Here is an 11,275-nt window from a genome sequence, read left to right as displayed (position 1 = left end):
TAAACATAACTATGCTTGATAACTCCCCCCACTCCGAAGTTTAAGGTAACTGAAGCCGATTGATATCTCCTTCCCAATCAAATTAAAACGTTTATTAATTAATTTTTGTGAAATATTACATTATAGACAAAGTTTCATTTAGCGGAATGTTATAGAGGAGGAAATCAATGTGAAACAGAATGTCGCTCAAAAATTAATTGAACAGCATCTTGTCTCCGGTAATATGCAAGTTGGAGAAGAAATTGGGTTAAAAATTGATCAAACGTTAACACAAGATGCTACGGGTACCATGGTCATGTTGGAACTAGAGGCAATGGGCATTGATCGCGTAAAAACCGAGGCTTCTGCTCAATACGTAGATCATAATTTAATTCAAGAAGACTTCCGGAATGCTGATGATCACTTATTCTTACGAAGTGCTGCCAGAAAATTTGGAATCTACTATAGCAGACCTGGAAATGGCGTCAGTCACCCTGTCCATATGCAGCAATTAGCAAAGCCGGGTAAAACCTTATTAGGATCTGACAGTCATACTTGTGCGAACGGTTGTATGGGTATGCTGGCCATCGGTGCTGGCGGAATTGACGTTGCAATGGCAATGGCTGGTGAACCATATTATGTAAAAATGCCTGAGATCATGGGCGTTAAGCTAACTGGAAAAGTCCCAGATTGGGTAAGCGCTAAAGATGTCATTCTTGAATTGTTACGCCGCTATGACGTTAAAGGTGGTGTTGGTAAGATCATTGAATATTATGGACCTGGTGTAAAAAAACTTACAGCAATGGACCGGCATGTTATTGCAAACATGGGAGCTGAGTTAGGTGCAACTGCCACTGTCTTCCCTTCTGACAAGGAAATTAAAAAATTCTTAAAACAACAAGGTCGTGAAGATGACTGGGTGGAATTAAAAGCAGATAGAAATGCAAAATATGATATAGACGAGCATATTGATTTATCAAAGTTAGAACCATTAATCGCTACACCTTCCAGTCCTGGGAATGTTGTGCCCGTATCAGAAGTAGCTGGTGAAACCATTTACCAGTCTTATATTGGTTCATCTGCCAACCCAGGATACCGAGATTTTGCAATTGCCAGTGAAATTGTTAAAGGAAAACAAATTGCTCCTGGGACCTCTCTCGACATTAATCCAACTTCTCGACAATTGTTAGAACAGTTGGTTGAAAATGGACACATTGCAAATCTCTTATCAGCAGGGGCAAGAATGCATCAGGCAGGTTGTAATGGCTGTATCGGAATGGGACAAGCACCTGCAACAGGCAGAAATAGTTTGCGGACAACACCACGTAATTTCCCGGGACGTTCTGGTACCAAAGAGGACAGTGTCTTCCTTTGTAGCCCGGAAACAGCTGCGGCGTCAGCTCTACACGGAAAAATTACTGATCCAAGAACGTTAGAAATGGATTATCCTGCTATTAAAGAGCCGAAAAAGTTCGCAACAGAAGGCATGCTGGAAGCACCTGCAAGACCGGATGATAAGGTCGAACTGGAAAAAGGTCCAAATATTACATCCATTCCAGACTTTGAACCAATCAAAGATAATTTCGACCTACCTATCTTGTTAAAAATGAGTGACAATATCTCCACTGATGAAATTCTCGCAGGTGGATCCAGAGTATTACCTTATCGCAGTAACATCCAGAGAATCAGTACTTTTGCCTTCGAAATCGTCGACGAAAATTATTATGAGCTTGCCATGAAAAAGCGTGATAATGGTGGACATATGATCACTGCCGGTGTCAATTATGGACAGGGGTCCAGCAGGGAACATGCTGCATTAGCACCTCGTTATTTAGGGTTAAAAGTCGTATTGGTAAAAGATTTTGCCAGAATACATCTGCAAAACCTGATCAACTTCGGTATACTCCCGTTAACTTTTGTAGATGAATCAGACTTCGACCTGATTTCAGAAAATGACATCCTGGAGTTCCGAAACATTCATGAAACGATTCAAACGAACAACACATTCACGATTCATGTAAAAGGTAAAGATCAGCCGATCGAAGTCCGCCATGACTTAACGAAACGTCATATCGATATTATTCTTCAAGGTGGTATTATCAATTGGATTAAACAAAAACAAAACTAATACAGAAAGGAAGTACAACGATGGGTTCACAACATATGAAATGCAAAGCATGCGACGGAACGGGACTATTAATGGATGATGAAGAATGGCGTTATACGTGTTCCATTTGTCATGGTGATGGCTTTATCTCACGCTATGAATCGAAAGAAAATCAAGATTTACTTGATGTTGATTTGAATAATCGAACGTTAAAATAAGGAAGAAGCAAACCGGGCATTAATCCGCCCGGTCCTTGTGGTTACACTTATATACTTTTTTGACTGATAAAACCCGGATAGTTGCTATACTATCCGGGTTATTATTTACTGGTGTAAAAACTTCAGACAAACTGCTTCTGGCGCTTTTACATCTTTTTGGACTAGAGATAATGTACCCTTCTCCCTATCTCTTTCGAATAAGACCAGTGTACCTGATTCCTGATTGGATGCTACAATGAATTGCTCAGAAGGATCGAGGACAAAATCACGCGGCCAGTCCCCTTCCGTATTCGTCCATTCCACTAATCCTACCGTATAATCATCTTTTACTTGGAAGACCGTGATCGAGTTATGGCCTCTGTTGCCCACATAAACAAATTTGCCATCTGAAGATAGGTACACAGCACTCCCCTGGCTGTTTTCGGTAAAGTCATCAGGTAATGTAGAGATATATTGTATCTCTTCAAACGATCCCGCTTGCTCATCATAAGATAATACAATTACTTCATTACTTAGTTCTGTCATAACGTACGCATAGTTACCATTAGGATGAAAGGCAATATGACGAGGACCACTTCCTGCTTTTGTTTTTAATTCTTGCACTTTTTTTAGTTCTCCATCAACAGGCTGGTAAGTTGTTATCGAATCTGTTCCTAAATCAACCACAACCACATATTTCTCATCAGGTGTATAACCAGCATAATGTAAATGAGGTTTTTCCTGTCTTTCATGCGGTCCTTCTCCTGCATGTTCCACAGCTGCAGGTTTCTGAAGAGAACCATCTTTATTGGTTTGAAAAGCTTCTGCTAGCTTTGTATGATAATTTGCAGCTACGACCAGCTTATTCTCACTGTCTACGCTGACATGACAAGGTGCTGAACCAGGCGTTGCCTGACTGTTTAATGGTTGAAGTGTTCCTTTGTCATCCGTGATTTTATAGGCTGTTACCCCACCTTGATCTCCCTCTTTTGATACTGCATAAACATATTGATTGTCTTGACTGACCGTTAAGTATGTAGGATTATCCAGTGATGCAGCTGGGACAACATCAATCAATTTCTTCTGATCCGTATCTAATGTGAAACGATATACGCCTTCACTGTCTTTTTTTGTATAAGAACCGATATAACCTATGTATTGCGCCATACATGTATCATTCCTTTCTTTTTGAATATTTGCTCTTCTTCATTATAGCAAATAACAAAAATGAAAGAAAACCTGGCAACTTTCCTACCAGGTTTTCCATTCTTATGACATAGTTTTATTTTTTTTCATTTGATAATAGGCATACGCACCGATGCCGATTGAAGCTAGCATGGGAAGCATTCTGTTTCCAGTCATTTTCATTGGGACCCCTCCATTCGATGGTACCTTTCTATTTTGTACGAATCGTGAGGTAATACCCGTGAATATTTCAACCTTTACTGGAACTTACTACCGACAAAAAGAAAGAATAAAATAAACAAACCGATAGTAAATGGTAAAGCACCAATTAAGCTTAAGCTCATACCATTATAGCCGCCAACTACTTCATTCCCTACCAGGTAGATAGCAACTCCTCCTGCACAACTAAGGAACCCCCACCAGTATGGGAGTTTCTTCCACAGACTGTAGAAGACACCGATTACAAACAGGCATAAAAATATCCATGGCAGCACAACATATATAACAAAACTCATCTTCTTCATCCTTTAACGATCATTACTACTTCCATTATAAACCTTTTTACAAAAAGAAAAAACCAGAAACATTTATGCTCCTGATTTTAAAGTACTCTCTGTCTGAACATGATATGAATTTTTTATTAGATTTCTCGTCCTGAACACTCCCATTTTAACCGCAGAGTGACTGATATTAAGCTGTTTTGCGATTTGTTCATCGTCTAGATTCATTTGGTACTTCATCCGAAAAACGGGCAGTAATTTTTTATTATGGACAAGCTGTTCCAGGTATTCGAAGGTGAATTTCCAGTCAAGTTCATCATCTACCGCTTTAACTGAGCATCGTTCCAGGTGTTCTAAAGAATTGGCTTCATCTGTTAGGAGTGATTCCTTTCTTCGTTTTTCCTTACGTAGAAGATCGATCGCACTGCGGGATGTAATCGTCCGAAGCCACGACCCTAACGTCTCGATTCGTTCTAATTTCAACTGATGCTTAAAAACCTTTATCCACGACTCCTGCACTGCATCTTCTGCCATTTGAGTGTCCTTCACAATTTTTAATGCTGTATAATACATCATCGAATGAAATTGATTAACAAGCTCATTAAATATCTCATTGTTATCCATTAACCTACCCTCCCTACTGGTGGTTCTCTACCATACTTATTTTTAATTAAACCATCTCGCCAGGTTCTCTTCTTTCAAGACTTGCATTGTCTCGTCATATGCTTCATGTACAGGCATGTAATAATAGCTATCTGTTCCATCATCAAATTGTATCGTTCTTGAATCGTATCTATAGCTTTCTAAAATTTCCTTATACGAAGCATTCAAATAGTCTGTTCTCAATGCTTCTACAATTTTGCGAATGGTTTCCTGATCCTTTACTACCTCACTCCCCTCTATTCCGTGAACAGATATTTCTTTAAAGACTTTATCTTCTTCGTACAGCCATGAAAAGTTAGCTTGTTTGTATGCATCTGATTTTAAGATAGGAATGATAAATGGGTCCAGTTCAGTACGATCGGGAATGATATACTCTCTTGTTATTTCGTTTCCATTCGTTAAATAATAAGTAATTTGGGTTGTGACTGTATCATTAGTAAAATGAATATTTTGTTCATTAATACCAATTTGATCTGAAATGATTTTTTCGTGAAGTGAAATTACTTGCGATTTTAACGCTTCATCCATTATATTTGGCTGTTTTACACGGTCACCTTCAAAGTAAGTAAAGCCCTCATAACCACTGGAGAAGTAAATCCCTTCAATATCTTCTTGCTCCGGAATTTTAGTCTCATATCCATACCAGTCTAACACTATGGAGAGCAGTACGATCATCGAAATCCCCGAATAAATTGCGAGTCCTCTCCACTTGTTAAAGACACGCCACGATTTCTGAATCAGCATCTCTGCCAAAAAATAACCGAGTAATGCCCCTAAAATGTAGCCAAATATACTCCACTCTATTGTGTGTTGCTGATTCATCCCGAAATATACACCGCCAAGCAGCATAAAACAGATGGTTACACCAAATTTAAAAATCGGCTTAATAATGGAAAACGCCAATGTTTGACTGGCCGATTCGGTTTGTCGGTATCGATACAACATAAATGATAGTCCTATACATATAACGGATAGTGGCCAGTAATACCAGGTTACAATACCTTCTGCATAATTCATCGTCAATTGAATGACCCAATAGAATGGCGAAAATAATACAAATAATCCTAGCAAATTTGCATTTTGCTCACTGAAGCCAAAAAGCAACATGTCGAGATTGTACAAGATAAGCATCGAAATGCCGTAAGGAAACAATAAAAAGATATAAGTTAAACCGCCTTGCACAACAGAAATGCCCGTTAACATACCGATTAAATAACTAAAAGAATAGAAAAATAAATTACACATTATTGTATAATACAGCCAGCTAGCGATATCTATTGGCTGATACATGTAATTAACATCGACCATACCATGAAGGATCCACATTAGACATGCAATCAATAATAATGGCAACAAAACGTTAGTAATACCAATAAGATACTGATGAATGAATAAGCTGGAACGTTTAATAGGAAGACTATGCATAAAGTCTGCAGAACCTTTTACTTGTAAATATCTGCATGCAAAGATGCCGGCAATTACTGGTACAGTAACTAACAGGACAAGCTGTATCTCTCCATTAATGAAAAATAAATCTTGTGCATTATTTTGATAATAGCCAATCATTTCACTGTCTTCATTTGATTTCTCCATCAATATTCTTAACGGTATTAATAAAAGCAATATGACAAAGTAGGCAAGACCAATCCATCCTGTAGAACGAAAGCCTTGCTTCCAAATTTCTTTTTTAAAGTATGATGTTTTCGATAGCATAACCTGCCCCCTCCATTTCATAAATAAATATTTCCTCGAGAGTTAACGTCAACATATCGAAGATGACTGGAGACATACTGCTAATTTGATTTTCTACATACTGATATTCGCCTTTAATAATAAATACATAGACACTTCCGCGTTTTTCCTGATAGAGTATATCCATGTTTGCAAACAATTCCTTATCCACTTCCTGCTTAAAAGCTATTTGCACCTTGTGAATATCTGCTTTTAAATCGTCCAAACCCTTTTGCAATAATAAAGCGCCCTTATGTAAGATACCTACTTCATCACAGATATCTTCCACTTCTTTTAAGTTATGTGAAGAAACCAGCACTGTCATCTCTCGCTCTGCGACATCCTGAATAATCCATGATTTGATTTTTCTGCGAATAACTGGATCCAGTCCATCAAATGGTTCATCTAAAATCAAATAATCAGGCATGGCACATAGCGCTAGCCAGAAAGCAACCTGACGTTGCATCCCTTTGGAAAAACGCTGAATTTTTTGTTTAGGATCGAGTTCCAGTACTTGCTGAAGCTGTTCAAATCGTTGCTGGTTCCAGCTTGAATACAAATTTTGATAAAAACTCGCCATTTGGTTCACCGTATAATGTGAAAAGAAATATAACGAATCGGGAAGAAAAATAATTCGGTCCTTCAGCTCAATATTTTCAAACACAGTTTTTCTTTCTATATGAATAGCACCTTCCTGTTGTTTCATGATTCCTGCAATAATCTTAAGCAGTGTCGTTTTGCCAGCCCCATTTGAACCAAGTAATCCATAAACAGAACCTTTTGCAATTTGAAGACTTACGTTATCAACGACCTTGTCCTTTTCGAACTTTTTAATCACGTTCTGAACTTGAATCATTTATATCCCCCCGCATCGTCTGATCGACTTCTTTGATCAATTGATCTATTTCTGAAATGGATATCCCTAAAAATAGCGCTTCCGCAATTTGTTTCCTTAATTGGTCTTTTACTTGCTTCACTTCAGCAGTATTGTCTGTCATCATCATATGATTCACGAAACTCCCCTTCCCTTTTACAGAATAGATAAAGCCTTGTGTCTCGAGTTCACGGTATGCTTTTTGAATCGTGTTAGGATTAATCGACAACTGCTGAGCAAGCATGCGGACTGAAGGCAGTTTCTCATCTTGTTTCAAAATATCATTGATAATCAGTTGTTTTAATTTATCTACCAATTGTTCGTATATTGGCATTCGGCTGCGCAAATCCAGTTCAAACATGGCACCCTCCCTTTCTACTGTATTACACTGTATGATCTGTATTAACTGTATTAGTATATTTAGTACAGTTTAATTATATGACATATTTTGAAAAAAGCAAGACTTCATTTCATATTTAGTCCAAATTAACAATTCAACTTAAAGAATAAGAATATAATAAAGTTGCCTATAATACGGATTATGTAGCAGTTTTGTGGTAATTTTGCAATATTTCGTCTGCTTAGACACCGCCCCGCGTCCGGCGGGATAATTTTTAGGAGCTTTGCAAAGTCAATATAATCTATTAAAATTACTGCAATATCTGACAGTTCTACTCTACATAATCCGTATTATAGGCACCGCACTTCTTTTTGAGCTTGAAATTCTCCTTTATGTCTTGCTTTCGTATACTTGCTACATTTTATATTTTCACTGCACCGAGCTACTTTATTGTTAATCGACTAAGAAAAACCGGGCATAACCCACCCGGTCCTAATTGACTTAATTAATAAACAACTTCCTATAATATGGATTATGTCAGCCATTGCTAGCCAAGCATCCATATTGAGATATTTAATGTGCTAGAATACCGCTCTGTCCAACCACTCCGCGTCCTGCGGGAGTCTCCGTGGTTGGCCTACGCTAGAATTGGGACTCTACAATTTTTGGTAGAGCTAGCATATTGATCGTTTGCATATAATAGCTATCGAAAAATGATTAGAACAACTGCTTTTAGCTGTTCCATATGATGTAGCACTTCCCTAAAGCTTAGGAAATAGGCGGAGACTCCCGTGGAATCAGCGCGAGCTGAAGATCCACTTATGAAAGAAAAGAATTTTCTTTCATAAGTTAGCTGAAGCCGTGCCCACAGGACGCGGATCCTATTTCCGGAGCTTTTCTAAGCAGATAAAATATATCAAAATGATCATTCTGCAATACAGACTTTGTTTACATAATCCATATTATAGGAACTCAGCTTCATGTTCAAAATGATTACTGCTGTTACTGTACTTATATACTTTCTTGTAGAGTAGAAAACAGGAATTGGATATTGTCTTCTGTCCTCGGGTTTCAGGGTGTTCCACCTTACTAAGCCAGACTGAAAGGTAGTATCCTCCTCCTATTTCCCCTCATCAAACCGTACGTGAAGTTTTCCTTCATACGGCTTTCCGACGTTCTTCTTCCTTTGGCTTTACGGGTTATATAGCCAGTTTCACTAGTTTGTAACTTACTTCTTTGGCTGTTTCTTGCAGATAACCATGCTTATACCGCCTATTCTTCTTGTTGTTACGAAAGATGTTTAGTCGCTGTAATACATACCAATCAATTCGATTTAACCATCTTTTGGACATTGGAGAGAGTTGATAGTAATTCTTAAATCCTTGTAATTTGCGATTTAAGCCTTCTATTAATTCTTCCATGTCTACATGTAATTTAAAACGTGGTGATGTATATTCTTTTATTTTCTTTCGCATCTTCTTCATCGCTTTCTTACTAGGAATATGATGCATGAAATAGAAAACGTGACCGCCTTTCTTCCGTACAGGAAACTTTCGATGATGAAAACCTAAGAAATCAAACCCTTCATTATCATCCCAGATATTGACAAGCTTTGATTTGCCTTCGTGTAACGTTAAATCCAGTTTCTTCATGATTCCTTGAATCACACGTATACTCCCTAGTGCTTGTTGCTTGGTTTTACACATAATGACAAAATCGTCCGCATATCGAATCAGCGTTCCCAAATGACCAAACTGCTTTTCCCATATCGTGTCCATGACATTTAGGCAAACATTAGATAGTAATGGTGAAATGACCCCGCCTTGCGGAGCACCCCATTCCGATTCTTGTAACGAACCGTCTTCCATAATACCTGCTTTTAACCATTTACGGACTAACTTGAGAATTCTCCGGTCACTTATACGCTGTTCTACCAATTTCATCAACTTTTCATGATTGATGTTGTCAAAGTAACCTTGGATGTCGACGTCTAACACCCAATAGCTTCGTTTACTCTCTTTGCGAATTTTCGCAATCGCTTGATGAGCATTTCGCTTTGGACGAAACCCATACGAACTTTCTTTAAAGTCCGCCTCAAAAATGGGTTCGATTACAATCTTCATTGCCATTTGTGCAACCCTGTCCTTCACCGTTGGGATGCCTAGTGGTCGTTTCTTTCCATCATCTTTCGGTATATAGGTTCGTAGCACGGGTTGAGGCTGATAGTCTTTCTCTTTCAATTCCACGTAGAGCTCATTCAAGAACTTCTTTTCTCCATAATCACTGATATCTTCCAGTGTTTGTTGATCGACCCCGCTACCTCCTCTATTTTCTCTCACTCTTCGCCATGCTTCCCATAGGATATCAGGTCGATGCATCTTATCATATAACGCATGGAACCGCCGTGTCTTACTTCCCTTGGCACAAAGGTATAATGTTCGTTGAAGTTGTCGAGCTTTTACATTATTGGTGTAGTTAGCTATTTTAGCATTCACTCACTCTTACCTCCTTAAAACATATGAACGAAGTAGGGAATTGGCTTCTGCCGTCCTTCCCTTCAGCCACGTTGTGTTGTCATGGCTTTCTTCGGTACTATAACCCCCTCCGACTTCCTCTCAGCCCATCCACCATTTCACATTACGCTTATAGGTTTTTGTTTTACTTCTTCTCTGAAGTGACCGAGGAGGATATCCCCAGTTCCGTTAACTACTTTCTTAACATGTCGATCTCCATACCCCGAGGGATTCTTTGGTGTTGTCTATCCAAGTTCTTTACACCTTCCATGGTCTTCACCTATGAGCAAGAGGCTAGACTTCCCTTGTTCCTCTTAGAGGGTTGTAATTGTCGAGGCTACAAGATTCACTTTATGTTACGACCTGCTAAGTTGCTCGCACTCCCTAAAGAGTTACTTTGTCACGAGGCTTCAACCTTAGGATTTCTCCACCAGTTGCTCGTCAGCTACCGAGCGTCTTGGCACTTACTCGTATTGGACTTTCACCAACTAGCAATTAACGGCTTGCTGGGCACGCTACTCATAAAAAAAAAAAAAAAAGCTGTGCATTTAATCTGATATGCACAGCTTCTTCTCTATTATTTAAATTTTCTCTGATACCACTCTCTTGCGGCTTCTGCTTCGGTTTGGGTTAGCTGGTGTCCGTTATTTTCCCAGTGTACTTCTACATCTGCACCGTTCGCTTGCAGAATCGTTTCTAAATCTTGTGATTCCTGTTCTGTACATAATGGATCATTTCTGCCTGCAGTAATCAAGACGTTCACACTGGCAAGCTCCGGTAATTCTATACCTCTTCTAGGAACCATGGGATGATGTAATACCGCAGCCGTAAGGGCGTCCTGGTAATGGAACAACAGACTTGCTGCAATGTTAGCACCATTCGAATAACCTGCTGCAATCACATAATTGCGATCAAATCCGTATTCCTGGGCTGCTTCATCGATAAATTGATACAATTCTTTCGTTCGTTCGATAAGATCTTCCTCGTCAAACACACCTTCTGCCAAGCGCTTAAAAAAACGTGGCATCCCATTTTCGAGTACATTGCCACGCACACTTAACACATTTGCTTCTGAATCTATAATGTCAGCTAACGGTAATAAATCCTGTTCCGTTCCACCTGTTCCATGCAATAGTAATATGGTGGGGCCTGTTAGGCTTTTTCCCTCTTTAAAAATATGTTTCAT

Annotated in this window: 11 protein-coding genes; 2 read left to right on the top strand and 9 right to left on the bottom strand. The window is 38.9% G+C overall.

Annotated features, from left to right (window positions below; all coding sequences use genetic code 11):
- The first annotated feature begins 169 nt into the window (after window positions 1–169).
- Together MUN87_RS00355 and MUN87_RS00350 are read left to right on the top strand one after the other, a co-directional pair.
- On the top strand, window positions 170–2,107 hold the full coding sequence (locus MUN87_RS00355) for an aconitate hydratase (protein ID WP_244744371.1): 1,938 nt from the start codon (window positions 170–172) through the stop codon (window positions 2,105–2,107).
- Window positions 2,108–2,127: 20 nt separating this feature from the next.
- Window positions 2,128–2,304, top strand: a complete 177-nt coding sequence (locus MUN87_RS00350; protein ID WP_244744369.1) for a hypothetical protein — start codon at window positions 2,128–2,130, stop codon at window positions 2,302–2,304.
- A 105-nt stretch (window positions 2,305–2,409) separates the two neighbouring features.
- Here MUN87_RS00350 and MUN87_RS00345 read toward each other — a convergent pair whose 3' ends face one another.
- From MUN87_RS00345 to MUN87_RS00305, 9 genes are all read right to left on the bottom strand, one after another.
- Window positions 2,410–3,450 carry a lactonase family protein gene (locus MUN87_RS00345; protein WP_244744367.1) on the bottom strand — a complete coding sequence of 347 codons (1,041 nt, stop codon included), beginning with the start codon at window positions 3,448–3,450 and terminating at the stop codon, window positions 2,410–2,412.
- Between the two features lie 102 nt (window positions 3,451–3,552).
- A complete protein-coding gene (locus tag MUN87_RS00340) occupies window positions 3,553–3,651 on the bottom strand; it encodes a DUF3918 family protein (RefSeq protein ID WP_244744365.1) in 99 nt (32 codons plus the stop codon).
- A gap of 74 nt (window positions 3,652–3,725) precedes the next feature.
- Entirely contained in the window at window positions 3,726–3,983 is a 258-nt protein-coding gene (locus tag MUN87_RS00335; RefSeq protein ID WP_244744357.1) for a hypothetical protein, read from the bottom strand.
- Between the two features lie 72 nt (window positions 3,984–4,055).
- Window positions 4,056–4,592, bottom strand: a complete 537-nt coding sequence (locus MUN87_RS00330; protein WP_244744355.1) for an RNA polymerase sigma factor — start codon at window positions 4,590–4,592, stop codon at window positions 4,056–4,058.
- Between the two features lie 42 nt (window positions 4,593–4,634).
- Window positions 4,635–6,344 carry a hypothetical protein gene (locus tag MUN87_RS00325; protein ID WP_244744353.1) on the bottom strand — a complete coding sequence of 570 codons (1,710 nt, stop codon included), beginning with the start codon at window positions 6,342–6,344 and terminating at the stop codon, window positions 4,635–4,637.
- Entirely contained in the window at window positions 6,319–7,218 is a 900-nt protein-coding gene (locus MUN87_RS00320) for an ABC transporter ATP-binding protein (RefSeq protein ID WP_244744351.1), read from the bottom strand. The genes MUN87_RS00325 and MUN87_RS00320 overlap by 26 nt, the downstream gene beginning before the upstream one ends.
- The gene (locus MUN87_RS00315) at window positions 7,193–7,597 is read right to left on the bottom strand and encodes a GntR family transcriptional regulator (protein WP_244744349.1); all 405 of its coding nucleotides are present in this window, start codon (window positions 7,595–7,597) and stop codon (window positions 7,193–7,195) included. Before MUN87_RS00315 ends, MUN87_RS00320 begins: the two co-directional genes overlap by 26 nt.
- 1,178 nt (window positions 7,598–8,775) lie before the next feature.
- Window positions 8,776–10,071, bottom strand: a complete 1,296-nt coding sequence (gene ltrA, locus MUN87_RS00310; RefSeq protein ID WP_244744339.1) for a group II intron reverse transcriptase/maturase — start codon at window positions 10,069–10,071, stop codon at window positions 8,776–8,778.
- Window positions 10,072–10,666: 595 nt separating this feature from the next.
- Window positions 10,667–11,275: an alpha/beta hydrolase gene (locus tag MUN87_RS00305; protein ID WP_244744337.1), complete on the bottom strand. Its 609-nt coding sequence runs from the start codon at window positions 11,273–11,275 to the stop codon at window positions 10,667–10,669.

The organism is Gracilibacillus salinarum, assembly GCF_022919575.1.
Lineage (GTDB): Bacteria > Bacillota > Bacilli > Bacillales > Amphibacillaceae > Gracilibacillus > Gracilibacillus salinarum.
The sequence above is the reverse complement of the archived record's forward strand: the minus strand, read 5'-3'. Positions and strand labels throughout refer to the sequence as shown.

Bases quoted from the DNA above. Each gene is read 5' to 3' on its own strand.
- MUN87_RS00340 (WP_244744365.1), bottom strand. From the start codon at position 3,651: ATGAAAATGACTGGAAACAGAATGCTTCCCATGCTAGCTTCAATCGGC.
- MUN87_RS00320 (WP_244744351.1), bottom strand. From the start codon at position 7,218: ATGATTCAAGTTCAGAACGTGATTAAAAAGTTCGAAAAGGACAAGGTC.
- MUN87_RS00305 (WP_244744337.1), bottom strand. From the start codon at position 11,275: ATGAAACATATTTTTAAAGAGGGAAAAAGCCTAACAGGCCCCACCATA.
- MUN87_RS00325 (WP_244744353.1), bottom strand. From the start codon at position 6,344: ATGCTATCGAAAACATCATACTTTAAAAAAGAAATTTGGAAGCAAGGC.
- MUN87_RS00330 (WP_244744355.1), bottom strand. From the start codon at position 4,592: ATGGATAACAATGAGATATTTAATGAGCTTGTTAATCAATTTCATTCG.
- MUN87_RS00345 (WP_244744367.1), bottom strand. From the start codon at position 3,450: ATGGCGCAATACATAGGTTATATCGGTTCTTATACAAAAAAAGACAGT.
- MUN87_RS00335 (WP_244744357.1), bottom strand. From the start codon at position 3,983: ATGAGTTTTGTTATATATGTTGTGCTGCCATGGATATTTTTATGCCTG.
- MUN87_RS00350 (WP_244744369.1), top strand. From the start codon at position 2,128: ATGGGTTCACAACATATGAAATGCAAAGCATGCGACGGAACGGGACTA.
- MUN87_RS00315 (WP_244744349.1), bottom strand. From the start codon at position 7,597: ATGTTTGAACTGGATTTGCGCAGCCGAATGCCAATATACGAACAATTG.